At 55.4% G+C, this 25534-nt stretch carries 25 protein-coding genes; 13 read left to right on the top strand and 12 right to left on the bottom strand.

The features are described 5' to 3' along the window. Window positions 1-12: 12 nt before the first annotated feature. Entirely contained in the window at window positions 13-714 is a 702-nt protein-coding gene (locus tag ACWYRJ_RS12155; RefSeq protein ID WP_111963225.1) for a YggS family pyridoxal phosphate-dependent enzyme, read from the bottom strand. Between the two features lie 17 nt (window positions 715-731). On the opposite strand from ACWYRJ_RS12155, the gene ACWYRJ_RS12150 reads away from it, so the two are divergent. Further along, window positions 732-1712, top strand: a complete 981-nt coding sequence (locus ACWYRJ_RS12150) for a type IV pilus twitching motility protein PilT (RefSeq protein WP_455507957.1) — start codon at window positions 732-734, stop codon at window positions 1710-1712. A 10-nt stretch (window positions 1713-1722) separates the two neighbouring features. On the opposite strand, the gene ruvX is transcribed toward ACWYRJ_RS12150, so the two are convergent. From ruvX to metK, 8 genes are all read right to left on the bottom strand, one after another. Next, complete coding sequence (gene ruvX / locus ACWYRJ_RS12145; protein ID WP_021242076.1) at window positions 1723-2139, bottom strand: Holliday junction resolvase RuvX; 417 nt, start codon at window positions 2137-2139, stop codon at window positions 1723-1725. After that, window positions 2139-2699, bottom strand: a complete 561-nt coding sequence (locus tag ACWYRJ_RS12140; protein WP_020883695.1) for a YqgE/AlgH family protein — start codon at window positions 2697-2699, stop codon at window positions 2139-2141. Before ACWYRJ_RS12140 ends, ruvX begins: the two co-directional genes overlap by 1 nt. An 87-nt stretch (window positions 2700-2786) precedes the next feature. Beyond that, complete coding sequence (gene gshB, locus ACWYRJ_RS12135) at window positions 2787-3734, bottom strand: glutathione synthase (RefSeq protein WP_149367658.1); 948 nt, start codon at window positions 3732-3734, stop codon at window positions 2787-2789. Between the two features lie 19 nt (window positions 3735-3753). Beyond that, window positions 3754-4485 carry a 16S rRNA (uracil(1498)-N(3))-methyltransferase gene (rsmE, locus tag ACWYRJ_RS12130; protein ID WP_149367659.1) on the bottom strand — a complete coding sequence of 244 codons (732 nt, stop codon included), beginning with the start codon at window positions 4483-4485 and terminating at the stop codon, window positions 3754-3756. Between the two features lie 51 nt (window positions 4486-4536). Next, a complete protein-coding gene (gene endA, locus ACWYRJ_RS12125; protein ID WP_115876242.1) occupies window positions 4537-5244 on the bottom strand; it encodes a deoxyribonuclease I in 708 nt (235 codons plus the stop codon). Between the two features lie 94 nt (window positions 5245-5338). Further along, window positions 5339-5836 (bottom strand): SprT family zinc-dependent metalloprotease, encoded by a 498-nt coding sequence (locus ACWYRJ_RS12120; RefSeq protein WP_025757721.1) that lies wholly within the window; start codon window positions 5834-5836, stop codon window positions 5339-5341. A gap of 58 nt (window positions 5837-5894) precedes the next feature. Continuing rightward, on the bottom strand, window positions 5895-7292 hold the full coding sequence (gene galP / locus ACWYRJ_RS12115; RefSeq protein WP_111963220.1) for a galactose/proton symporter: 1398 nt from the start codon (window positions 7290-7292) through the stop codon (window positions 5895-5897). Between the two features lie 359 nt (window positions 7293-7651). Beyond that, window positions 7652-8806 (bottom strand): methionine adenosyltransferase, encoded by a 1155-nt coding sequence (gene metK, locus ACWYRJ_RS12110; RefSeq protein WP_014885184.1) that lies wholly within the window; start codon window positions 8804-8806, stop codon window positions 7652-7654. 425 nt (window positions 8807-9231) lie between these two features. On the opposite strand from metK, the gene ACWYRJ_RS12105 reads away from it, so the two are divergent. From ACWYRJ_RS12105 to speB, 4 genes are all read left to right on the top strand, one after another. After that, entirely contained in the window at window positions 9232-9375 is a 144-nt protein-coding gene (locus ACWYRJ_RS12105) for a hypothetical protein (protein ID WP_446488244.1), read from the top strand. Window positions 9376-9469: 94 nt separating this feature from the next. Next, a complete protein-coding gene (gene yqgB / locus ACWYRJ_RS12100) occupies window positions 9470-9601 on the top strand; it encodes an acid stress response protein YqgB (RefSeq protein ID WP_127312443.1) in 132 nt (43 codons plus the stop codon). An 8-nt stretch (window positions 9602-9609) separates the two neighbouring features. Next, window positions 9610-11586 carry a biosynthetic arginine decarboxylase gene (gene speA, locus ACWYRJ_RS12095; protein ID WP_008499744.1) on the top strand — a complete coding sequence of 659 codons (1977 nt, stop codon included), beginning with the start codon at window positions 9610-9612 and terminating at the stop codon, window positions 11584-11586. A 230-nt stretch (window positions 11587-11816) separates the two neighbouring features. Further along, window positions 11817-12737: an agmatinase gene (gene speB, locus ACWYRJ_RS12090; RefSeq protein ID WP_008499737.1), complete on the top strand. Its 921-nt coding sequence runs from the start codon at window positions 11817-11819 to the stop codon at window positions 12735-12737. Window positions 12738-12789: 52 nt separating this feature from the next. On the opposite strand, the gene ACWYRJ_RS12085 is transcribed toward speB, so the two are convergent. Together ACWYRJ_RS12085 and loiP are read right to left on the bottom strand one after the other, a co-directional pair. Next, entirely contained in the window at window positions 12790-14058 is a 1269-nt protein-coding gene (locus tag ACWYRJ_RS12085; protein ID WP_455507956.1) for an OprD family outer membrane porin, read from the bottom strand. 210 nt (window positions 14059-14268) lie between these two features. Next, window positions 14269-15027, bottom strand: a complete 759-nt coding sequence (gene loiP / locus ACWYRJ_RS12080) for a metalloprotease LoiP (RefSeq protein ID WP_021242066.1) — start codon at window positions 15025-15027, stop codon at window positions 14269-14271. Between the two features lie 272 nt (window positions 15028-15299). Here loiP and tkt point away from each other — a divergent pair, with 272 nt between their 5' ends. The 7 genes from tkt (at window position 15300) to ACWYRJ_RS12045 (ending at window position 23666) form a co-directional block, all read left to right on the top strand. Next, window positions 15300-17291, top strand: a complete 1992-nt coding sequence (tkt, locus tag ACWYRJ_RS12075; protein WP_149367661.1) for a transketolase — start codon at window positions 15300-15302, stop codon at window positions 17289-17291. A 325-nt stretch (window positions 17292-17616) separates the two neighbouring features. Continuing rightward, window positions 17617-18636: an erythrose-4-phosphate dehydrogenase gene (gene epd / locus ACWYRJ_RS12070; RefSeq protein ID WP_455507955.1), complete on the top strand. Its 1020-nt coding sequence runs from the start codon at window positions 17617-17619 to the stop codon at window positions 18634-18636. 49 nt (window positions 18637-18685) lie between these two features. Beyond that, window positions 18686-19849 carry a phosphoglycerate kinase gene (gene pgk, locus ACWYRJ_RS12065; protein ID WP_023309116.1) on the top strand — a complete coding sequence of 388 codons (1164 nt, stop codon included), beginning with the start codon at window positions 18686-18688 and terminating at the stop codon, window positions 19847-19849. A gap of 92 nt (window positions 19850-19941) precedes the next feature. Beyond that, on the top strand, window positions 19942-21021 hold the full coding sequence (gene fbaA, locus ACWYRJ_RS12060) for a class II fructose-bisphosphate aldolase (RefSeq protein ID WP_008499731.1): 1080 nt from the start codon (window positions 19942-19944) through the stop codon (window positions 21019-21021). Window positions 21022-21207: 186 nt separating this feature from the next. Further along, on the top strand, window positions 21208-22062 hold the full coding sequence (locus ACWYRJ_RS12055) for a small-conductance mechanosensitive channel MscS (protein WP_111963216.1): 855 nt from the start codon (window positions 21208-21210) through the stop codon (window positions 22060-22062). Window positions 22063-22207: 145 nt separating this feature from the next. Next, complete coding sequence (gene argO / locus ACWYRJ_RS12050) at window positions 22208-22843, top strand: arginine exporter ArgO (protein WP_021242063.1); 636 nt, start codon at window positions 22208-22210, stop codon at window positions 22841-22843. A 91-nt stretch (window positions 22844-22934) separates the two neighbouring features. After that, window positions 22935-23666 (top strand): oxidative stress defense protein, encoded by a 732-nt coding sequence (locus ACWYRJ_RS12045; protein ID WP_455507954.1) that lies wholly within the window; start codon window positions 22935-22937, stop codon window positions 23664-23666. A gap of 43 nt (window positions 23667-23709) precedes the next feature. Here ACWYRJ_RS12045 and argP read toward each other — a convergent pair whose 3' ends face one another. Next, window positions 23710-24603 carry a DNA-binding transcriptional regulator ArgP gene (gene argP / locus ACWYRJ_RS12040; protein ID WP_008499727.1) on the bottom strand — a complete coding sequence of 298 codons (894 nt, stop codon included), beginning with the start codon at window positions 24601-24603 and terminating at the stop codon, window positions 23710-23712. Between the two features lie 127 nt (window positions 24604-24730). Here argP and rpiA point away from each other — a divergent pair, with 127 nt between their 5' ends. Beyond that, entirely contained in the window at window positions 24731-25390 is a 660-nt protein-coding gene (gene rpiA / locus ACWYRJ_RS12035) for a ribose-5-phosphate isomerase RpiA (protein ID WP_003860091.1), read from the top strand. Window positions 25391-25534 lie beyond the last annotated feature (144 nt).

Below are 25534 nucleotides of genomic sequence, written 5' to 3'. Positions count from 1 at the left end.
CAGGTTTCCTTATTATTTTGAGTAGTCGCGCGCACCGAAAATTGCCGTGCCGATGCGCACCATAGTGCTGCCTGCCGCGATGGCGGCTTCCATATCATCCGACATGCCCAGAGAAAGCGTGTCTACCGTGTTATAGCGCGCTTTAAGCGCCTCAAATGCTACAGCCATTTGCTGTGCCACGGCAAACTGCCTTTCATAACTTGACTCAGGCGCCGGGATTGCCATCAAACCACGCAGGGTTAAACGCGGCAGGGCGTCCACTTCGGCTGCCAGCGCATCCAGCTCGCTCAGCGCAATGCCGGACTTGCTGTTTTCGTCGCTGATGTTGATTTGAATCAGCACGTTAAGCGCTGGCATCTCTGACGGACGCTGGTCGTTCAGGCGTGTCGCAATGCGCAGACGGTCAACGGTATGGCACCAGTCAAAGTGCTCCGCCACCAGACGGCTTTTGTTCGACTGCAGTGGACCAATAAAGTGCCACTGCAGATCCGTATTCCCCTGTTCCTGGAAGTAGCGAATTTTATCCACGCCTTCCTGGACGTAGTTTTCACCAAACGCGCGTTGGCCTGCGTCAATAGCTTCTGCGATGGCGCTCGCAGGCTTGGTTTTGCTGACTGCAAGCAGCGTAATTTCTTCTGAAGCCCGGCCGCAACGCGTTGCGGCGGCTGAGATTTTGTCCCGGACCTGTGCCAGGTTATGCGCAATGTCGTTCATTTTCCGAGGAGTAGTCTATGGATGTGGAAGAAATTGTGGCCCTTAGTGTAAAGCATAACGTCTCCGATCTACACCTGTGCAGTGATTCGCCACCCCGCTGGCGCAGAACGGGCCGCCTTGAACCGGCACCGTTTCCTTCTCCTGACGTCGGGGCGTTGTTAAAAGCGTGGCTCAACGATGAGCAGCAGGGAACATGGTGGGCAAATGGACAGGTGGATTTTGCCGCGACGGTAACGGGAGGCCAGCGTCTGCGCGGGAATGCCTTTAAGCAGATGCGCGGTGTCTCTGTGACGCTGCGGCTGTTGCCGCGTACCTGTCCACAACTCGCTACGCTGGGCGCGCCGCGGGCAATCCCGGAACTGTTATCCAATGACGCCGGGCTGATTCTGGTCACGGGGGCGACCGGCAGCGGCAAATCCACTACGCTGGCGGCGATGGTCGATTTTCTCAACCACCATACTGACGGCCATATCCTCACGCTTGAAGATCCGGTGGAGTTTATCTACCAGAGCGAGCGTTGCCTGATCCAGCAGCGGGAGATTGGCCAGCACAGTCCGTCATTTGCCGACGCGCTGCGCAGTGCCTTACGCCAGGATCCGGACGTTATTTTGCTGGGGGAGCTGCGCGACAGCGAAACGATCCGCCTGGCGCTAACCGCGGCGGAAACCGGGCATCTGGTGCTGGCGACGCTGCATACGCGCGGGGCATCGCAGGCGATTGAACGGCTGGTCGATACGTTCCCGGCGCAGGAGAAAGATCCGGTGCGTAACCAGCTGGCCGGCAGCCTCCGGGCAGTGCTGGCGCAGAAGCTCCTTCCCGATCTGCAGGACGGGCGCGTCGCGCTGTATGAACTGCTGGTGAACACCGCTGCGGCGGCAAATCTTATTCGTGAAGGGAAAACGTGGCAACTGCCCGGCATCATCCAAACCGGTCTGCAGGCAGGAATGCAGAACTTTGACCAGAGCCTGGCGGAGAGACGGGCGCAGGGGCGGCTGTAGGCCCCCGTGCTTAAAAGCCCTGTTCGAAATAGCTTTCGAGGATAATCACGGCAGAAGCGGAGTCCACGCTGCCTTTGTTGAGCGCCCGAAAGCCGCCGTGCTCAAACAGACCCGCACGCGCTTCGACGGTGCTCAGACGCTCGTCGTGCAGCTTCACGGAGACGCCAAAGCGGCCATGGATTTTATTGGCGAACTTTCGCGCCCGGGCTGTAAGCGGCTGTTCGGTACCGTCCATGTTCAGCGGCAGCCCAACAATAACGTCATCCGGCTGCCACTCTTTGAGCAGACGCTCAATAAGATTCCAGTCCGGCGTACCGTCGTTGGCCTTCAGGGCAGTAAGCGGACGCGCGGTACCGGTGATGCGCTGCCCCACGGCGACGCCAATGCTTTTGGTGCCAAAATCGAAGGCCAGAAGTGTTCCGCTCATCAGGCGTGCCCCGCTACGCCAGGCATGGTCAGGATATCAATACCAATCAGCTTCGCCGCGTCACGCCAGCGATCGGCGATGGGGGTTTTAAACAGGATATTCATGTCCGCAGGCGCGGTAAGCCAGGCGTTATCGAGGATCTCCTGCTCAAGCTGGCCTTTCTCCCAGGACGAATAGCCCAACGCCACCAGCACTTCAGAAGGCTGCTCTGCGGTACCCAGCGTTTCGAGCACGTCACGCGAGGTGGTGATGACGGTGTTATCCGAAATTCGAATACTGGAAGAGAACACCGGCGGCGTATGCAGGATAAAACCGCGATCTTCTGCAAGAGGTCCGCCCAGCATCACAGGTTTATCAAGCCGTATTTCCGGCAGGCGCTCTTCAGCCGAGATTTTCAGCTTGTCCAGAATTCCTTCAACCTGAAGATTTTCCAGCGGTTTATTAATGATAATACCCATCGCGCCGTCTTCATTGTATTCACAAATATAAACCACGGCGCGGCGAAAAATCGGGTCCTGGAGAGCAGGCATGGCAATAAGAAAGTGATGCTGTAAATTCATTGTCAGAGGTACTGTTTCCTGGTTTAAAAAGCGACAGCGCCCAGTATGGGGACAAACACAGGCGCTGTCACTAATAGTATTGTTAGGTTATTTCTGTAAACGTTTTTCGATAGCGTCCATCAGCATTCCGGTGATCGAAATCGGGAATTCAGCCTCAATTTCACGAATGCAGGTCGGGCTGGTGACGTTCACTTCGGTCAGACGATCGCCGATGATATCCAGGCCAACGAAGATCAGGCCTTTGGCTTTCAGCGTCGGGCCAACGCGACGGGCAATTTCCCAGTCGCTTTCGGTCAACGGGCGTGGCTCACCTCGGCCACCGGCTGCCAGGTTACCACGGGTTTCGCCACCCTGCGGGATACGTGCCAGGCAGTAAGGAACCGGTTCGCCATCCACGACCAGAACACGTTTGTCGCCGTCTTTGATCGCCGGAATATAGTTCTGCGCCATGCAGTAACGCGTGCCCAGCTCTGTCAGGGTCTCGGCAATCACGCCAATGTTCGGGTCGCTCTCTTTCACGCGGAAAATCGACGCACCGCCCATGCCGTCCAGCGGCTTCATGATGATGTCGCCGTGCTTCTGCCAGAATTCCTTCAGCTGAGCTTTGCTGCGGGTCACCAGCGTTTCCGGCGTCAGGTCAGAGAACCAGGCGGTGTAGAGCTTCTCGTTACAGTCGCGCAGGCTCTGCGGCTTGTTGACGATCAGCGTTCCTTTCTCTTCTGCGCGTTCGAGAATATAGGTGCAGTAGATGTATTCAGTGTCGAATGGCGGATCTTTACGCATCAGGATGACGTTGAGATCGGCAAGCGCAATGTCCTGCTCGGTGCCGAATTCGTACCATTTGTCGTAGTTCTGCTCGACGTTAACGATGCGGGTGCGGGCGCGGGCTTCACCGTTGATCAGGTAAAGATCGTTCATCTCCATATAGTGGAGTTCATAGTCGCGACGCTGCGCTTCCAGCAGCATGGCGAAGCTGGAATCTTTCTTGATGTTAATGTTTGCGATGGGGTCCATCACGATGCCGAGCTTGATCATGTTCTTCTCCGTTAATGCTTCAACCCAGATCGCCAAACCGTACCTGTAGCGCGGTAATGGCCGTGAGTGCCGTTGTCTCAGTGCGCAGAACGCGAGGTCCCAACAGAATATCAGTAAACTGGTAACGTGCCGTCATCGCAATTTCGTCCGCCGACAGGCCGCCTTCGGGGCCAATCAGCAGACGAACGCGCTCAACGGGCAGCGGTAGCGTATTGATGCTGGCGCTGGCGCGCGGATGAAGATTGAGCTTCAGCCCACTGTCCTCTTCTGCACACCATTCCTCCAGATCCATCGCCGGGCGGATCTCCGGAATACGGTTCCGGCCACTCTGTTCGCAAGCCGCAATGGCAATTTTCTGCCACTGCTGGATCTTTTTGTTCAGACGTTCCGCGTCCAGTTTAACGCCACAGCGCTCAGAAAAAAGTGGCGTAATGAGGCTTACACCCAGTTCAATGGATTTCTGAATGGTGAACTCCATTTTCTCACCGCGCGACATGACCTGGCCCAGATGAATGTGCAGCGGTGATTCCCGGTCATCCACTTCAGCGCGCAGGACGTTCACGTGTACGCTTTTTTTATCTGCCCGCGTAATTTCGGCGTCGAACACCTGGTTCGAGCCGTCGAACAGCTGGATTGCCTGACCGGCGCCCATGCGCAGCACGCGGCCAACGTGGTTGGCGGCGTCATCAGACAGGGCGATTTCGCGGCCTGTGGTAATCAGTTCAGGGTGGTAAATGCGGGGAATGCGCATAGTCAGAAATTCCATGTGTCATGCGATATAAGCGAATTGCCGTAGTGTAGGTTAGCTCTTTTGCGCCTGGCAAGCCCGCTGGACGTAAGGGTTGTGATTCCCCTGGACTCTGGCGATACGGTCGTCGCGCTGGCATTCCCACTCCGTCACCGGATACTGCTTGTCCCAGGCGTTGAACAGCTGCGTCTGCTGGCGGGAGAGGTTGAGATCGTAACGGTCGCGCATATAGAAGTAGGTACGGGCAATGCTGCCGCGCGCGCGGGCAGGGGGCTCGGCGACTTTCTCTTTAAAATCAATCTTCATACCGCACTGGCCGTACTGGCCTTCGCCACCGTTCCACTGGCTGTACATGAAGTTACCCCGGTCGCCGTTCACTTCGCCCACCGCGGGCTGCAGGTTATGCATGTCGCTTTCCATCTGGCGGTAAACCGGGTCTTTGGCGCAGTTTTTACGTCCGCCATCCTGCCAGCACTGGCGCTGGTGGCCAAACTGCCAGGCCGGAACGACATGCTCCCATTCAATACGGCTGGCGCGGTTTTCGTTTTTACGCACCTTGTAGCCGCAGGACTCAAGGTCAACGACCCCTTTTTTACCCTGCCAGTTAATTTTACAGCCGCAGTAGAAATCGCCCGGCACATCGGCGTTCACCTTCACGCCTGCGGCCTTGGCCTGGGAAAAACTGTTGATACCGTCGGCCAGAGCATGGCCTGAGAGCGCCGTCGTCAGAAAGGCGACCGCGAGAGAAAAATTACGGGACATCTTACACTCCGTGTCAAAACGAGCCCGCAACGTAACGAATGTTGTTCCTGTATGCAATCAGTCAGATCAGGAAAGTTCCTGAAAGTTCAGATGATTATTCCGCAACCAGCGGCTCGCCGCATTTGACGCAGCGGTAGGTCGCCTCGCCGCGCACCACGCGATTATGGCGACGGACGGTAAGCTGGTGCTGCTGGCACTGACAGCGGTAGGGGAAGGTATTGCGGCGCACCGACTCCAGCTCGAACTGGTGGGTACGACGCGCCGGAACGCCGAGCACCGCCTCCATCATCCACTTCCACTCTTTTCCGTGGGGGGCGACGCGCCCGAAGTGCTTCCACACCAGCAGATGCGCCAGCTCGTGCGGTACCACTTCGTCGATAAACGCCTGCTGGTTTTCCATCATCAGCACCGGGTTAAGGCGGATCTCATACGACTCGAGCCAGGCGGTACCGGCGGCGGTGCCACGCTGCTGATAAACGATTTTGGGTTCAGGGTAGTTGCGACCGAGCTTCAGGTTCGCCTGGGCGAGCTTTTCCCGCAGGCTGCGCATAACGGCCTGCTGAATGGCGATGGGGAGACGGGGTGCTTTCATAGGGGCGCAGCATAAAGCGCGAAGCGGGGAGGTGCAAGAGGCACCTCCCGAGTGAGGATTAGTCGTGGGCGCCGATTTCGCGCAGAGGACGACCTTTCATCAGGTTACGTTCAATATGCTCCAGGGACACATGTTTGGTTTCTGGAACCAGCCAGATGGTCAGCACAATAAAGAAGATGTTCAGACCGGCGTAGACCCAGAAGGTGTTGGCGTTGCCCAGGGTATTGAGCATGGTCAGGAACGTTGCGCCGACGATCATGTTGGCAATCCAGTTGGTTGCGGTAGAGCAGGTGATGCCAAAATCACGTCCTTTCAGCGGCTGGATCTCAGAGCACAGCACCCAGATCAGCGGACCGGCGCTCATCGCAAACCCGACGATAAACATCAGCAGCATGCCTACCGCAAAGTACTGGGCGGTTGGGGAGTGAATGCCCACATGCATCATGGTACCGAGGACGCCCATACCGGCTGCCATCACCAGGAAGCCCAGCGTCAGGGTTGGCTTACGTCCCCAGCGGTCCACCAGACCAATTGCGATAAAGGTCGCCAGCACGTTGGTCAGACCCACGATGACGGTCCCCCACATCTGCTCGGTGGTGTTGGTGTAACCCGCCAGTTCAAAGATTTTTGGCGCATAGTACATGATGACGTTCATTCCGGTGAACTGCTGCATGACCTGCAGCAGTACGCCGAGGAAAACCGCGCGGCGGAAGTTGCTGTTCTCTTTAAATAGCGCCCAGCCGGACTGTTTAACCTTCAGGCTTTCGCGGATCTCTTCCAGCTCGTTTTTCGCTTCCGCACTGGTATCGCGCAGGCGCATCAGCACGCGTTCGGCATCGTGGAATCGACGTTTCGCAGCAAACCAGCGAGGGCTGTCCGGCAGGAAGAAGACGCCAATCAACAGCAGAACTGCAGGGATGATGATCACGCCGAGCATCCAGCGCCATGCGCCGCTGTAGCTAAACGCGGTATCGGAAAGGTATGCACCGAGGATACCAATGGTGATCATCAGCTGGTACATGGAAATCATACTGCCGCGGATTTTCTCCGGCGCAATTTCAGACAGATAGAGCGGGGCGGTGTAGGACGCCACGCCCACGGCCAGACCAAGCAGCACGCGGGAAACCAGCAGGACCTCAACGTTAGGCGCTGCGGCAGAGAAGAGTGAGCCGGCAACGAACAGGATCGCGCCGATCATCAGGCTCTTTTTACGTCCGAGCTTAAAGGAGAGCCAGCCGCTGCCGACGGCCCCGACGGCAGCGCCAAACATCATGGAGCTCACCACCCACTCCTGGGTATGAGCGCTGATCTGGAACTCTTCTGTAATGAAAGGTAATGCACCGGCAATCACGCCGATATCCAGGCCAAAAAGTAATCCTGCCAGGGCGGCGAGGAAACAGACGAAGAATGTCATCGCCTTGTTGGACGTACGCCCCTGTTTTTTATTGTCAGGCATTATGCCCTCCAGTTGGGTTATCAGTTTTATTAATGTTAAGGGTAGGTGAGCGACCCACAAAAATATGTGAGATTAATCACACAGGTGTAATCGGTTACACAGCTTTGCAACCGTAAATAAAATTAAGGCTTTGAAAATATAGAGGTAAATGAGGTGATATGCATCGCGAAAGGACACATTTCAGACTTAACTGAAAGGGAATGTAACAGCAGAAGAAAGGCGAACATGCAAAGAGAATATTCTGAAAGCGCAGTGGTGCCGGTGCGGTGTAATCGGTTCCAAAGGGTGCACCTTTCAGCCGCCATCCGACAAAAAAAGGCCAGCCCGAAGGCTGGCCTTTTAAAAGCGATATCAGTCGATTACTTCAGACCGGCAGCTTCACGCAGCAGAGCGGCTTTGTCGGTTTTTTCCCATGGGAAATGTTCACGACCAAAGTGACCGTATGCAGCGGTTTCTTTATAGATAGGGTGCAGCAGATCCAGCATCTGAATCAGGCCGTATGGACGCAGGTCGAAGAACTCGCGTACCAGCAGCGTCAGCTGTTCTGAAGGCACTTTCTCGGTACCAAAGGTTTCAACCATGATGGAGGTGGGTTCAGCCACGCCGATTGCGTAGGAGACCTGAATCTCACAGCGGTCAGCCAGGCCGGCAGCAACGATGTTTTTCGCCACATAACGTGCCGCGTACGCCGCAGAACGGTCAACTTTAGACGGATCTTTACCGGAGAACGCACCGCCACCGTGACGCGCCATGCCGCCGTAGGTATCAACGATGATTTTACGACCTGTCAGACCGCAGTCACCCATTGGGCCGCCGATAACAAAGCGTCCTGTTGGGTTGATGAAGAATTTGGTCGCAGAGCTCAGCCATTCGGTAGGCAGAACCGGCTTGATGATCTCTTCCATCACTGCTTCCTGTAGGGATTTCTGATCGATTTCTTCGGAGTGTTGAGTAGACAGAACCACCGCGTCAATCCCGACGATTTTGCCGTCGTCATACTGGAAGGTGACCTGGCTTTTCGCATCCGGGCGCAGCCACGGCAGGGTGCCGTTTTTACGTACTTCAGCCTGACGCTGCACCAGACGGTGTGCGTAGGTGACCGGTGCTGGCATCAGCACGTCGGTTTCGTTGGTTGCATAGCCGAACATCAGACCCTGGTCGCCCGCGCCCTGTTCCAGCGGATCGGCACGGTCAACGCCCTGGTTGATATCCGGAGACTGTTTGCCAATTGCGCTCAGTACCGCGCAGGAGTTGGCATCAAAACCCATATCAGAATGCACATAGCCGATCTCACGCACCGTGTTACGGGTGATCTCTTCGATATCAACCCATGCGCTGGTGGTGATCTCACCGCCAACCAGAACCATGCCGGTTTTGACATAGGTTTCGCACGCTACGCGCGCTTTAGGATCCTGCGCCAGGATCGCATCCAGCACCGCATCGGAGATTTGGTCAGCAATTTTATCAGGATGTCCTTCTGATACGGACTCGGACGTAAACAGGTGTTTTGCCATGTTTTATTTCACCTAAGAGGAATTTGGTTAGCTCAAGCTGCTGTGTGGAATAGCCAAAGGAGATAATTCTACCAAGGCCTGCAGGTTTTTGACACTGGCAGTATGAGTGTTAATCAGTATAGATGGATTAACATCTGGATGGCTATTTTAGGTCACTTCTTCGCCCGATTTCCAGTTTTTTTTGACTAACCTCTCACTCAGTTGAAATTGCTGCTGGCAATAATTCCTGACGGCTCCGGCAACACGCGCATTTTTGTTTTGCTTTTTAGCCCCCTTATCGGTATAAAACGCGGCGCGCGGCTCATATAAAATAAGCGCTCGATGAACTCATCGTGTCGCCACTTCCAGCCGGGTTAAGCAGTGAACTTTTAGCTTTGGCTTGGGGTCCGTTTCAGCAGAAGCGGCCGTGGAGGTGATACGAGATAATGAACCATCGTTTTCCGCTAATTCAGCGCAGCCGTCCTGGCGCGCATTTGATTCCCGCAACCCGCATTTTTAGTCTGCAAACCTGCCGATGTTATACCCATCTCGGCGCTTCTCAGGATTCCAGGGCCGGTCACGCTTTGTGAAAACTGAACAAGGGCGCTCTTGTTAATACAAGAGTTTTCTCGTGGTTTCGCCGAACCTTGTCATACAGAGTTCGGATACGTGTTTTACAATGATATGAATAAGAAACCGGTCGCACGGTCTGGATTTCAGCATACTCTGCTGGGAAACGGAGCCGTTTATGGGTTGTTATCGCCGTATAACGCTGCGATAGTAGTCAACTGTTTTACACTTAATACAAAGAGTTGAGGTTCGCTATGTCTGACGACATGTCTTCTTTTTCGCCTTCGTCAGCGGGCGAACAGGGTGTACTACGTTCTATGCAGGAGGTTGCGATGAGCTCCGAGGAAGCCAGCAAGATGCTGCGCACTTACAATATTGCCTGGTGGGGCAATAACTATTACGACGTCAACGAACTGGGCCACATCAGCGTCTGCCCGGATCCGGACGTCCCTGAAGCGCGCGTGGATCTCGCGAAGCTGGTTAAAGCCCGTGAAGCTCAGGGCCAGCGTTTGCCTGCACTGTTCTGCTTCCCGCAGATCCTGCAACATCGCCTGCGTTCGATTAACGCCGCGTTTAAGCGCGCGCGTGAATCCTACGGTTATAAAGGTGACTACTTCCTGGTTTACCCGATCAAGGTGAACCAGCACCGCCGCGTAATTGAATCTCTGATCCACTCCGGCGAGCCGCTGGGTCTGGAAGCGGGTTCCAAAGCGGAACTGATGGCAGTTCTGGCGCATGCGGGCATGACCCGTTCAGTGATCGTCTGTAACGGCTATAAAGACCGTGAATACATTCGTCTGGCGCTGATTGGTGAGAAGATGGGCCACAAGGTCTATCTGGTTATCGAAAAGATGACCGAAATCGCCATCGTGCTGGAAGAAGCCGAGCGTTTGAACGTGGTGCCACGCCTTGGCGTGCGTGCGCGTCTGGCGTCGCAGGGTTCCGGCAAATGGCAGTCCTCCGGCGGCGAAAAATCCAAGTTCGGCCTGGCGGCAAACCAGGTACTGCAGCTGGTGGAAATCCTGCGCGAGCGCGGTCGTCTGGACAGCATTCAGCTGCTGCACTTCCACCTCGGCTCGCAGATGGCCAACATTCGCGACATCGCCACCGGCGTACGTGAATCGGCGCGTTTCTACGTGGAGCTGCATAAGCTTGGCGTAAATATTCAGTGCTTCGACGTGGGCGGCGGCCTGGGCGTGGACTACGAAGGGACCCGCTCGCAGTCTGACTGCTCCGTGAACTACGGCCTGAACGAATACGCGAATAACATCATCTGGGCGATCGGCGATGCCTGTGAAGAGAACGGCCTGCCGCACCCGACGGTGATTACCGAATCCGGTCGCGCGGTCACCGCGCACCATACGGTGCTGGTCTCGAACATCATCGGCGTTGAGCGCAGCGAAACCACCGAAGCGACGCCGCCGGCAGACGATGCGCCGCGTTCCCTGCAGAGCATGTGGGAAACCTGGCAGGAGATGCACGAGCCGGGCACGCGTCGTTCCCTGCGCGAATGGCTGCACGACAGCCAGATGGACCTGCACGACATCCACGTCGGCTACTCTTCAGGCACCTTTAGCCTGCAGGAGCGCGCGTGGGCCGAGCAGCTCTATCTGAACATGTGCCATGAAGTGCAGAAGCAGCTCGACCCGAGCAACCGCGCGCACCGTCCGATTATCGACGAGCTGCAGGAGCGTATGGCGGATAAGATTTACGTCAACTTCTCGCTGTTCCAGTCGATGCCGGATGCCTGGGGTATCGATCAGCTGTTCCCGGTTCTGCCGCTGGAAGGGCTGAACCACGCCCCGGAACGTCGCGCGGTGCTGCTGGACATTACCTGCGATTCCGACGGTGCTATCGACCACTACGTTGACGGCGACGGTATCGCAACGACAATGCCAATGCCCGAATACGACCCGGAGAACCCGCCGATGCTGGGCTTCTTTATGGTCGGCGCGTATCAGGAGATCCTCGGCAACATGCATAACCTGTTCGGTGATACCGAAGCGGTGGACGTGTTCGTGTTCCCTGACGGCAGCGTGGAAGTTGAGCTGTCCGATGAAGGGGACACCGTGGCGGACATGCTGGAATACGTTCAGCTGGATCCGAAAACCCTGCTGACACAGTTCCGCGATCAGGTGAAAAACACCGGTCTGGACGACGCGCTCCAGCAGCAGTTCCTGGAAGAGTTTGAAGCGGGTCTGTACGGATATACGTATCTGGAAGACGAGTAGTCGCTGATGCCCGGTGGCGCTGCGCTTACCGGGCCTACGAATGTAGGCCGGATAAGGCAAAGCCGCCATCCGGCAGAATGCTATACTCACTTGAACCCGTATGCATTACCGGCGATAATTCGCCCTAATAAGCGATTTACGAATCAATCCCTTCCTCGTCGGGTTTAACGACGCGGAGGGGATTTTTTTTCATCTGTTTTTAATGTATCGACTTTAAAAGAGGTCAGGACATGAGCACTTTAGGTCATCAGTACGATAACTCTCTGGTATCTAACGCGTTTGGTTTTTTACGCCTTCCGATGAACTTCCAGCCGTACGACAGCGACGCTGACTGGGTGATCACCGGTGTGCCGTTCGATATGGCGACATCTGGCCGCGCGGGTGGTCGTCACGGCCCGGCGGCGATCCGTCAGGTTTCCACTAACCTGGCCTGGGAGCACAACCGCTTCCCGTGGAACTTCGACATGCGCGAGCGCCTGAACGTGGTGGACTGCGGTGACCTGGTGTATGCCTTCGGCGACGCGCGTGAGATGAGCGAAAAGCTGCAGGCCCACGCCGAGAAGCTGCTGGCTGCCGGTAAGCGCATGCTCTCCTTCGGCGGCGACCACTTCGTGACCCTGCCGCTGCTGCGCGCCCACGCGAAGCACTTCGGTAAAATGGCGCTGGTACACTTTGATGCGCATACCGACACCTACGCGAACGGCTGTGAGTTTGACCACGGCACCATGTTCTTTACCGCGCCGAACGAAGGTCTGATCGACCCGAACCACTCCGTGCAGATCGGTATTCGCACCGAGTTCGACAAAGATAACGGCTTCACCGTGCTGGATGCGGGCCAGGTTAACGATCGCGGCGTTGATGACATCCTCGCTCAGGTGAAGCAGATTGTGGGTGATATGCCCGTGTATCTGACCTTCGACATCGACTGCCTGGATCCGGCTTTTGCACCGGGTACCGGTACGCCGGTTATCGGCGGCCTGACCTCAGACCGCGCCATCAAGCTGGTGCGCGGCCTGAAGGATCTGAACATTGTCGGGATGGACGTGGTGGAAGTGGCGCCTGCCTATGACCAGTCCGAGATCACTGCGCTGGCCGCAGCGACCCTGGCACTGGAAATGCTCTACATTCAGGCTGCTAAAAAAGGCGAATAAGCCTCGCCTGGCGTGAAAAAAAACCTCTCTATTGAGAGGTTTTTTATTGCCTTTAGAACACGTTAAACGGGTATTCCACGTAAGCGCGGATCTCGTCCCCGCCCACGTTGTACTCGCTGGCATTGCTGGAGACGCGCAGCACGGAGTAGCGCAGTTTAAGCTTCAGATCCTTAGCCGGACCATCCTGCACCTGGTACTGGATCTGGTTAAACCACTCGTGCTCTTTGCCGTTGCTGGTTTCAGAGGTTTTGATGTTATCGCCACGCACGTAGGCGGTGGTCCAGCTCAGGCCCGGTAAGCCAAGGCCGCTAAAGTCCAGACCGTAGGAAGCCTGCCATGAACGTTCATCTTCGCCGTTAAAATCTGACCAGTAGGAGTTCGCCAGCCAGATGGTGTTACCGCCGTCACCCACGCCGCCCTTGTCACGATAGCCGCCGTAGTTGTAGCCGGTACTGCCGTTGCTCTGCTGGTACGCTACTTTGAACGTGTGAATATCCCAGATGTAGCTCGCCGCCAGGCTCCAGATAGCGTTGCTGCGGCCCGTATCGAGGCTGTCCGCGTAACCCTGGTCGAGACGGGAGTTATAGCCGTTGAAGTCGAGCACCAGCTGCTGCCCGGTGCTGAACGGCTGCTTGAAGTTCAGGCCCAGGTACTGCTTGTTCATCACCTCTTCATTATGAGAGGCGTAAAGCGCGCCGCTGAACTGGTCGTTAAACTGGTAGCTCGCGCCGCCGAAGGAGAGGCTCTTCAGTCCGCTGTCGTGGCGGTCGTCACTTTTGCGCTGCTCGTCCGTGAAATAACCGGCGTTGACTTCCAGACCATCGATCTCTTTCGAGGTCAGCAGGGTGCCGGTGTAGCTTTCAAAGAGCAGGCGAGAGCTGTCGGCATTGACGATGGGCAGCTCAGGACGCTGATTCCCGTAGCTCAGTACGGTATTGGAGATGCGCATTTTGGCGGTTGCGCCAAACTTTGCCAGATCGGATTTTGCCCGACCATTATCTTCCTGTTTAAAGAAGTCGATGCCGCCTGCGCCGCTTTTGCCGCGGCCGCCGTCCAGGCGCACGCCATATTGAGCAATACCGTCCACACCAAAGCCCACCAGCCCTTCAGTATAGCCGGATGCAAACGTGGCGATGATACCCTGACCCCATTCGGCTTTGTCCTGCTGGCCCTGATGGTAGTCGCGGCTGATATATGCATTGCGGAAAAACAGATCCAGATGGCTGTCGTCAATAAAACCCTGGCTGTCGGATTGCTGGCTTGCAGCGGCAGGTAATGCGGCAAATAAGCTTAGAGCAACTAATGATAATTCTTTTTTCACGGAGGGAACGTCTCTGTCTGGATATATTAATTTGAATAACTGCGGAGGTGATAATTACCGGAAAAAGTGACCTTTGCAATAATTATGTGACCAGACATTTCAATGTGATAGGGCAGATTTGGCGGGGCTTTCAGGGATGTTATCGATACGTGCTGTTAAGTTAACAATTCATGCGAAATAAAAAGGAGGCAAAACTGCCTCCTTCTGAAATTATTTAATTCCGTCTGCGGCCATACGGTCGCGAATATGCTGCGCGCGTTCTTCTGAGGCCGGGTGATCGTCAAACATGGAGCTTTGGCGTCCCGCTTCCAGCTTGGCCAGTTTTTCGAAGCTGGTGGCTAAGCCTGATGGATTAATGCCGCGTTTGCGCAACAGATCGTAGGAGTAGTCATCCGCCTCGGACTCCTGACGCTGTGAGAACTGAGAGTTAACCAGCTTTTCACCCACGTCGCCAAGCTGTGACTGTGACAGGCTGCCAACGATCCCGCCCGCAGAGGCCGCCGCTGCGCGGATGGCATTGGTGCCCAGGGCAACCTGCATCCCTTTCTTCACGTGGCCCAGGGCAACGTGGCCCATTTCATGGCCGATAACCGCTTCCACTTCATTGTCGGTCATCATGTCCATCAGTCCGCTGTAAACGCGGATACAGCCATTCGCCATCGCGAAGGCGTTGACGTCTTTCGCCATGTACACCTTGTAGTTCACCGGCTGGCCGTTGATGTTGTCGCCCAGCGCGGAAGCAATCTTATTCAGACGCTGCGTGTAGGTACTGTTGGCCGGCGCAAGCGTGGCTTTTCCGTCCATATCTTTACAGGCCTGGTCGCTCAGCGCTTTCACCTGCGCATCGCTCAGGGAATAGGCCTGAAAGGCCTCTGCCCCTGACGTCATCAGACCGTTAGAATCCATATTCTGACAGCCGCTCAGCAGGAGCGTTGTACCCAGGGCCAGCACTATTGCACGCATTTTCATGAGGTTGCTTCCGTACTCGTTAATCTGAATAAAATCCGAAAAGGTCACCGTCAGCGAAGCCGGTGTCGGGCTAAGTATAAGGAATATCTACAGGGCCGGGCGAGTAGATTGCGCAACATGCGAGCATGATCCAGAGATTTCTTAAGCTGCAAAAGAATGGTCCATGTACATGGCATGCCGCTTGGGTTACATTGTTGGCACTTTTTTCCGGCGTAGCCCAAAACGCGCTGTCGTCAAGGGCATGGCCTTTAACAGTCCGATCTGGAGTTAAAATGTCCTCACGTAAAGAGCTTGCTAATGCTATTCGTGCGCTGAGCATGGACGCAGTTCAGAAAGCCAAATCCGGCCACCCAGGGGCCCCTATGGGTATGGCTGATATCGCCGAAGTCCTGTGGCGTGATTTCCTGAACCACAACCCGCAGAACCCGTCATGGGCTGACCGCGACCGCTTCGTGCTGTCCAACGGCCACGGCTCTATGCTGATCTATAGCCTGCTGCACCTCACCGGCTACGATCTGCCAATTGAAGAGCTGAAAAACTTCCGTCAGCTGCACTCCAAAACTCCAGGTCACCCGGAAGTGGGCTACACCGCTGGCGTAGAAACCACCACCGGCCCGCTGGGTCAGGGTATTGCTAACGCCGTGGGTATGGCGATTGCAGAGAAGACCCTGGCGGCGCAGTTCAACCGTCCTGGTCACGACATCGTTGACCACTTCACCTACGCGTTCATGGGCGACGGCTGCATGATGGAAGGCATTTCTCACGAAGTGTGCTCCCTGGCAGGTACCCTGAAGCTGGGTAAACTGGTTGCGTTCTATGACGACAACGGTATCTCCATCGACGGTCACGTTGAAGGCTGGTTCACCGACGACACCGCAGCACGTTTCGAAGCCTACGGCTGGCACGTTGTGCGTGGCGTTGATGGTCACGATGCTGACTCGATTAAACGTGCAGTAGAAGAAGCGCGCGCGGTGACGGACAAGCCGTCCCTGCTGATGTGCAAAACCATCATCGGCTTCGGTTCACCGAACAAAGCGGGTACGCACGACTCCCACGGCGCGCCGCTGGGCGATGCAGAAATCGCACTGACCCGCGAAGCGCTGGGCTGGAAACACCCTGCATTTGAAATCCCATCCGAGATCTACGCTCAGTGGGATGCAAAAGAAGTAGGCCAGGCGAAAGAAGCGGCCTGGAACGAGAAGTTCGCTGCTTACGCGAAAGCCTTCCCACAGGAAGCGGCTGAATTCACCCGTCGTATGAAAGGTGACATGCCGTCTGACTTCGACGCGAAAGCGAACGAGTTTATCGCTAAGCTGCAGGCGAACCCGTCTAAAATCGCGAGCCGTAAAGCGTCTCAGAATGCGATTGAAGCGTTCGGCCCATGGCTACCAGAATTCCTGGGCGGCTCCGCTGACCTGGCGCCATCTAACCTGACTCTGTGGTCTGGTTCTAAGCCAATCAACGAAGATACTGCCGGTAACTACATCCATTACGGTGTACGTGAATTCGGTATGACCGCGATTGCCAACGGTATCTCCCTGCACGGCGGTTTCCTGCCGTACACCTCTACCTTCCTGATGTTCGTTGAATATGCCCGTAACGCCGTGCGTATGGCGGCGCTGATGAAACAGCGTCAGGTGATGGTCTACACCCACGACTCCATCGGTCTGGGCGAAGACGGCCCAACTCACCAGCCGGTAGAGCAGGTGGCTTCCCTGCGCGTGACCCCGAACATGAGCACATGGCGTCCATGTGACCAGGTTGAATCCGCGGTGGCGTGGAAATACGGCGTTGAGCGTAAGGACGGTCCAACCGCGCTGATCCTCTCCCGTCAGAACCTGGCGCAGCAGGAGCGTACCCCTGAGCAGTTGGCGAACATCGCTCGCGGTGGTTACGTGCTGAAAGATTGCACGGGCCAGCCTGAGCTGATCTTCATCGCTACCGGTTCTGAAGTTGAGCTGGCTGTTGCCGCATGGGAAAAACTGACTGCCGAAGGCGTGAAGGCGCGCGTGGTCTCCATGCCGTCTACCGATGCGTTTGACAAGCAGGATGCCGCTTACCGTGAATCCGTTCTGCCTAAAGCGGTTTCCGCGCGTGTGGCAGTGGAAGCGGGTATCGCTGACTACTGGTTCAAATACGTGGGCCTGAACGGTGCCATCGTCGGTATGACCACCTTCGGTGAGTCTGCTCCGGCAGAGCAGCTGTTCGAAGAGTTCGGCTTCACCGTTGAGAACGTTGTCGCGAAAGCGAAAGAGCTGCTGTAATCGCCGTTTTGCCCGGTGGCGCTACGCTTACCGGGTCTACAAATGGCTCGAAAGTAGGCCGGGTAAGCGCTAGCGCGCCACCCGGCTTTTTTTGCGTCATTATTCCACCTAAAATGTGACGCAAGTCATATAGCTCTCTTATTCATCTGGACAGACATTCCTTTTATTCCCCGATTCGCTTATTCTTGCTGAAGCGTTTCAGTCGATTAAATGTTCGACAATTGACCAATCAATCGCAGTTTGTGACAGCAAGGATTCCCCTTCGGGCGTAGCTGGATTACTCTTTCAGCCACCTCAAACTCAGGGATTGCTTTGCAGGAGATCTATGACCGTACGCGTAGCGATTAATGGCTTCGGTCGCATCGGGCGTAACGTGGTTCGTGCTTTGTATGAATCCGGACGTCGGGCGGAAGTAACCGTGGTGGCAATCAATGAACTGGCGGATGCTGCGGGCATGGCGCATTTATTGAAGTATGACACCAGCCACGGACGTTTCGCCTGGGATGTGCGTCAGGAAAGAGATCTGCTTTTTGTGGGTGATGACGCTATTCGTGTTCTGCATGAGAACAGCATTTCCGGGCTACCCTGGCGTGAACTGAGTGTGGATGTCGTGCTTGACTGTACCGGTGTTTATGGCAACCGCGAACACGGCGAAGCGCATCTGACTGCAGGCGCGAAAAAAGTCCTGTTTTCTCATCCCGGCAGTAACGACCTCGACGCGACCGTCGTGTTTGGCGTCAACCAGCATGAGCTGCAGGCCGAACACCGCATTGTTTCCAACGCCTCCTGTACCACCAACTGCATTATTCCGGTCATCAAACTGTTAGACGATGCGTATGGCATTGAATCCGGCACCGTGACCACGATTCATTCCGCCATGCACGATCAGCAGGTTATCGACGCCTACCATCCGGATTTACGACGCACTCGCGCGGCGAGCCAGTCAATCATTCCGGTGGATACAAAACTGGCGGCAGGGATCACCCGAATTTTTCCGCAGTTTAATGACAGGTTTGAAGCGATTGCCGTGCGTGTTCCAACGATTAACGTTACTGCAATCGACCTTAGCGTGACGGTGAAAAAACCTGTAAAAGCCTGTGAAGTCAACCTGTTGCTGCAAAAAGCGGCACAGGGGGCATTTCATGGTATAGTTGACTATACGGAATTACCGTTGGTCTCAGTAGATTTTAACCACGACCCGCACAGTGCCATCGTTGATGGCACGCAAACGAGGGTTAGTGGCGCACACCTTATCAAGACGCTGGTCTGGTGTGATAACGAATGGGGCTTTGCTAACCGAATGCTCGACACCACGTTAGCAATGGCCGCTCAAGGTTTCAGGTAAGACGCATCGTGCGTCTGCAAAACTTTAAGAATCAACGAGAGGATTCACCATGTCTGTAATTAAGATGACCGATCTGGATCTGGCTGGTAAACGCGTTTTCATCCGTGCCGATCTGAACGTACCGGTTAAAGATGGCAAAGTGACCAGCGACGCGCGTATCCGTGCATCTCTGCCAACCATCGAACTGGCTCTGAAGCAGGGCGCGAAAGTGATGGTCACCTCCCACCTGGGGCGTCCAACTGAAGGCGAGTACAACGAAGAGTTCTCTCTGCTGCCAGTGGTTAATTACCTGAAAGACAAACTGTCCAACCCGGTTCGCCTGGTGAAAGATTACCTGGACGGCGTTGAAGTTGCGGCCGGTGAACTGGTTGTTCTGGAAAACGTTCGCTTCAACAAAGGCGAGAAGAAAGACGACGAAACCCTGTCCAAAAAATACGCTGCACTGTGCGACGTATTCGTGATGGATGCCTTCGGTACTGCTCACCGTGCACAGGCGTCAACCCACGGTATCGGTAAATTCGCAGACGTAGCGTGTGCCGGTCCTCTGCTGGCTGACGAACTGGAAGCGCTGGGTAAAGCACTGAAAGAACCAGCTCGTCCGATGGTGGCTATCGTTGGTGGTTCTAAAGTTTCTACCAAACTGACCGTTCTGGATTCCCTGTCTAAAATCGCTGACCAGCTGATCGTTGGCGGTGGTATCGCGAACACCTTCGTTGCCGCTCAGGGCCACAACGTGGGCAAATCTCTGTACGAAGCAGACCTGGTTGACGAAGCCAAACGCCTGCTGGGCACCTGCGATATCCCGGTTCCAACTGACGTTCGCGTCGCGACCGAGTTCTCCGAAACCGCAACCGCGACCCTGAAATCTGTAAACGACATCAAAGATGAAGAGCAGATTCTGGACCTGGGCGACGTTTCTGCACAGAAATTGGCTGAAATCCTCAAAAACGCAAAAACTATCCTGTGGAACGGTCCTGTTGGCGTGTTCGAATTCCCGAACTTCCGCAAAGGTACTGAAATCGTTGCTAACGCTATCGCAGACAGCGAAGCGTTCTCTATCGCAGGCGGTGGTGACACCCTGGCAGCAATCGACCTGTTCGGTATCGCTGACAAGATCTCCTACATCTCCACTGGTGGCGGTGCATTCCTGGAATTCGTGGAAGGCAAAGTACTGCCAGCAGTAGCAATGCTCGAAGAGCGCGCTAAGAAGTAAGCCATTCAAGGGCAGGGAAACCTGCCCAATTTTCAGCGCGCTTTTAAGAGCTCGCACCTTTTCTAACGGCCGAAGATACAGGACTAAGCAACATGTCTAAAATTTTTGATTTCGTAAAACCTGGCGTTATCACTGGTGATGACGTACAGAAAGTGTTCCAGGTAGCTAAAGAAAACAACTTCGCTTTGCCAGCAGTTAACTGCGTGGGTACCGACTCCATCAACGCCGTACTGGAAACTGCAGCTAAAGTTAAAGCTCCAGTTATCGTTCAGTTCTCTAACGGCGGCGCTGCGTTCATCGCAGGTAAAGGCGTGAAAACTGACATTCCTCAGGGTGCTGCAATCCTGGGCGCTATCTCTGGTGCGCACCACGTTCACCAGATGGCTGAACACTACGGTGTTCCAGTTATCCTGCACACTGACCACTGCGCGAAGAAACTGCTGCCGTGGATCGACGGTCTGCTGGACGCGGGTGAAAAACACTTCGCGGCAACCGGTAAGCCACTGTTCTCTTCTCACATGATCGACCTGTCTGAAGAGTCACTGCACGAAAACATCGAAATCTGCTCTAAGTACCTGGCGCGCATGGCCAAAATGGACATGACCCTGGAAATCGAACTGGGCTGCACCGGTGGTGAAGAAGACGGCGTGGACAACAGCCACATGGACGCTTCTGCCCTGTACACCCAGCCAGAAGACGTTGATTACGCTTACACCGAGCTGAGCAAGATCAGCCCACGCTTCACCATCGCAGCGTCCTTCGGTAACGTACACGGCGTTTACAAACCAGGTAACGTGGTTCTGACCCCGACCATCCTGCGTGATTCTCAGGAATACGTGTCTAAGAAACACAACCTGCCGCACAACAGCCTGAACTTCGTCTTCCACGGCGGTTCCGGTTCTTCTGCTCAGGAAATCAAAGACTCCGTAAGCTACGGCGTAGTGAAAATGAACATCGATACCGATACCCAGTGGGCAACCTGGGACGGTATCCTGCAGTACTACAAAGCGAACGAAGCTTACCTGCAGGGCCAGCTGGGCAACCCGAAAGGCGAAGACCAGCCGAACAAGAAATACTACGATCCACGCGTATGGCTGCGCGCTGCTCAGACGTCCATGGTGACCCGTCTGGAGCAGGCTTTCAAAGAACTGAACGCGATCGACGTTCTGTAATTTGAGCTGCTAACAGCATCAGAAGGCCCGCAAATGCGGGCCTTTTTTTATGCTTTTTCAATACCCTGCCAGACCTGTTTTTGTGATCTGTTTGGCAAACCCGGCGCTTTTTGTTTACCCTTTACGAACCTGCCTGTCTCCATGGGGGATGGATTTTGTGTTTTGGTTTAACAAAAGGAAGAATAAATGGAACAACTCGATGTTGTAGACAGCATCAATAACGCCGGTAACTGGCTGGTACGCAACCAGGCGCTATTGCTGAGCTATGCCGTGAACATTGTCGCGGCGATTGCCATCATCATCGTCGGGATGATCGTGGCGCGTATCGTATCGAACGCGGTTAACCGTGTGATGCTGGCCCGTCACATTGACGCCACGGTGGCTGACTTCCTCTCCGCACTGGTGCGCTACGGCGTTATCGCCTTTACGCTGATTGCGGCGCTGGGCCGTGTGGGCGTGCAGACCGCCTCCGTCATAGCCGTTCTCGGTGCAGCTGGTCTGGCTATTGGTCTGGCGCTGCAGGGCTCGCTTTCAAACCTGGCGGCAGGCGTGCTGCTGGTCACCTTCCGTCCGTTCCGCTCTGGCGAATACGTTGACCTGGGCGGCATTGCCGGAACCGTGCTGCAGGTGCAGATTTTCTCAACCACTATGCGTACCGTTGATGGCCGCATTGTGGTCGTGCCGAACGGGAAAATCATTGCAGGCAACATTATTAACTTCTCCCGTGAACCGGTGCGTCGTAACGAACTGATTATCAGCGTGGCGTATGACTCCGATATCGATCAGGTGAAGTCGCTGATTACTAATATCATTGCTTCAGACGATCGCATTCTGAAAGACAAAGAGCAGACGGTTCGCCTGAACGAACTCGGTGCTTCCTCCATTAACTTTGTGGTGCGCATCTGGAGCAAAAGCAGCGATCTGCAAAACGTGTACTGGGACGTGCTGGAACGCATTAAGCGCGACTTCGACGCCAACGGCATCAGCTTCCCGTATCCGCAGATGGACGTAAACGTCAAAAAAGTCAAAGAAGCAGAATAGCGTCACCCGTAGGCCCGGTAGGCGCTCGCGCCACCGGGCCTTGCTTTCATAAGCTCCGCTAATACCCAATTAATATTATCCATTTCCTCTAATGTGATTCGCGCAGTATAGTCAGCCTCCAGAACAACACTGCGAGAAAATCGTCATGCTATCTTATTATTTTCAAGGGCTTGCCTTAGGCGCGGCCATGATCCTTCCGCTCGGACCGCAAAATGCGTTCGTGATGAATCAGGGCATCCGCCGCCAGTACCATCTGATGATTGCCCTGCTGTGCGCGGTAAGCGATTTGCTACTGATCTGCGCCGGGATTTTTGGCGGCAGCGCGCTGCTGATGCAGTCTCCGTGGCTGCTGGCGCTGGTTACCTGGGGCGGCGTGGCGTTTCTGCTCTGGTACGGTTTTGGTGCCCTGAAAACGGCGATGAGCAGCAACCTCGAGCTGGCGAGCGCGGAGGTCATGAAGCAGGGCCGCTGGAAGATTATCGTCACCATGCTGGCGGTCACCTGGCTTAATCCGCATGTTTATCTCGACACCTTTGTGGTGCTGGGCAGCCTGGGCGGACAGCTGGACGTTGAGCCGAAACGGTGGTTTGCGCTCGGTACGGTCAGCGCCTCGTTCCTCTGGTTCTTCGGTCTCGCCATTCTGGCGGCATGGCTGGCGCCCCGCCTTCGTACGGCCAAAGCCCAGCGCATCATTAATACCCTAGTCGGCCTGGTGATGTGGTTTATCGCTTTCCAGCTGGCGAAAGAGGGGATTCATCACGTTCAGGAATTGTTCAACTAATCCTTGTCTTATGGACAACTGAATAAGACCCGCTAAGCTTGCTGGCATGCGCCCTGTTAATGGGCACTCTTCGCAACATGGAGGAATAACAGTGAAGTTTAAGGTGATGGCCCTGGCGGCATTAGTAAGTTTTGGGGCGGTGTCGGTGCAGGCAAGTGAACTGCCGGATGGCCCGCACATCGTCACTTCAGGCACCGCAAGCGTGGACGCGGTACCCGATGTTGCAACCCTGGCAATTGAGGTGAATGTGGCGGCGAAAGATGCGGCGACGGCCAAGAAGCAGGCTGACGATCGCGTTGCGCAATACCTCTCTTTCCTCGAGCAGAACGGTGTCGGTAAAAAAGATATCAACTCCGCTAACCTGCGTACTCAACCCGATTACGACTACCAGAATGGTAAAAGCATCCTGAAGGGCTACCGCGCCGTGCGTACCGTTGAAGTGACGGTGCGTCAGCTGGATAAGCTTAACTCGCTGCTGGACGGTGCGCTGAAGGCGGGTCTCAACGAAATTCGTTCCGTGTCGCTGGGCGTTGCGCAACCGGAGAAATACAAAGACGAAGCGCGTAAAGCGGCTATTGATGATGCCATTCACCAGGCGGAACAGCTGGCTTCTGGCTTTAAGAGCAAGCTCGGCCCGGTTTATAGCGTGCGTTACCACGTCTCTAACTACCAGCCAAGCCCGATGGTTCGTATGATGAAGGCTGATGCAGCCCCGGTGTCCGCTCAGGAAACTTACGAGCAGCCAACTATTCAGTTCGACGATCAGGTCGATGTGGTCTTCCAGCTGGAACCAGTTTCAGCACAGCCGAAACCTGCTCAGTAATCTGTAGGCCGGGTAAGGCGTAGCTGCCACCCGGCTTTTCTTTTTAATCCTGTCTCAACACCTTATGCCCGTATGCCAGCAGCGCGTCGGTGACGTTGCGCATCATACGGCTTTCCGGCGCAAAACGGTGCCAGTAGAGCATCCGGCGCTGATACAGCCCCGGCGTCAGGTCAATCAGCTCACCGCTTTTCAACTCTTTCTCAATCTGCAGGTGCGGGATCATGCAGCAGGTGGTGCCCTGGCGCGCAAGCTGCACGAAGGCTTCAGACGAGTTGACGATATGGCACGGCACGCTGCCAGGCGGCAGATCGAAGTTTTGCTGCAGGAATGCCTGATGCATATCGTCCAGATGGTCGAACGCCACGGCAGGGGCTTTCAGCAGCGCGGCGCGGGTGACGCCGTTGGGGAAGTAGCGCTCGGCAAAGGCTTTTGACCCCACAAACAGGTAGTCCAGTGCGCCCAGCTGATCGACAAGACAGCTTGGCAGCGCCTGAGGCTGAATACTGACGGCCCCAACCACTTCACCGCGACGCAGGCGCTCCTGGGTTCGGGTTTCATCTTCAACCTGTAAGTTCAGGCGGATAGGGGAATCTGCTAATACCGGCGCAAGAGCCGGCAGCAGCCAGGTTGCCAGACTGTCGGCGTTGACCGCCAGAGAGAGCAGCAGCGGCGTAGAGCCCGTTTGTTCGTCACCCAGCCACTCGTCTTCCAGCAGTTCAACCTGGCGCAGCAGGGCGAGGAGTTTTTGCCCTTGCTCGGTTGGACGTGGCGGCACGGTACGCACCAGCAGCGGCTGGCCGAACATGTTTTCAAGCTGTTTTATACGCTGTGATACGGCGGACTGGGTGATGCAAAGCTTTTGCGCCGCGCGCTCAAAACCTCGTTCACGAATAACTGCATCAAGTGCCTGTAGTGTTCTGTAGTCCGGACGTTTCATTGCTCTGGCTGACTCCTTAATTTTGCTTAATCTGCACTATGACACAATTTTCCCTTTGTGGCAGACGAATTCCATTCGACGTGTTCTATAATGCGCCCTGAGTTTTCACACCACAGGCAAAACGATCATGACGCAGGATGAACTGAAAAAAGCAGTAGGATGGGCCGCTCTCCAGTACGTACAGCCGGGTACCATTGTCGGTGTCGGTACGGGATCAACCGCGGCACACTTTATCGATGCGCTGGGCACGATGAAGGGGCAAATCGAGGGCGCGGTTTCCAGCTCTGATGCTTCCACGGAAAAGCTGAAAAGCCTCGGCATTACCGTTTTCGATCTCAACGAAGTGGATCGTCTGGGGATTTACGTTGACGGCGCGGATGAAATCAACGGCCACATGCAGATGATCAAAGGCGGCGGCGCGGCGCTGACGCGCGAAAAAATCATCGCCTCCGTTGCGGACAAGTTTATCTGCATCGCGGACGCCTCCAAGCAGGTCGACATTCTGGGTAATTTCCCGCTGCCGGTCGAAGTGATCCCAATGGCCCGTAGCGCGGTTGCCCGTCAGCTGGTGAAGCTTGGCGGTCGTCCGGAATACCGTCAGGGTGTAGTCACCGACAACGGTAACGTGATCCTCGACGTTCACGGTCTGGAAATTCTTGACGCGATTGCGCTGGAAAATGCCATCAACGGCATTCCGGGCGTAGTGACCGTAGGGCTATTCGCCAACCGTGGCGCGGATGTGGCGCTGATCGGCACCGCTGACGGCGTGAAAACCATCGTAAAATGATCTGATGGGGGGAGTCCTCCCATAAGCGCTAACTTAAGGGTTGAACCATCTGAAGAATGCGACGCCTCGGTGCCTCGTTAAGACGATGCCTCGCGTTCTTCAATTGCGTTTTGTAGGCTGTCAGGGATACTGTCCCACGAATGG

The organism is Enterobacter sp., from assembly GCF_977039595.1.
This window is presented reverse-complemented; position numbering and strand designations above follow the sequence as displayed.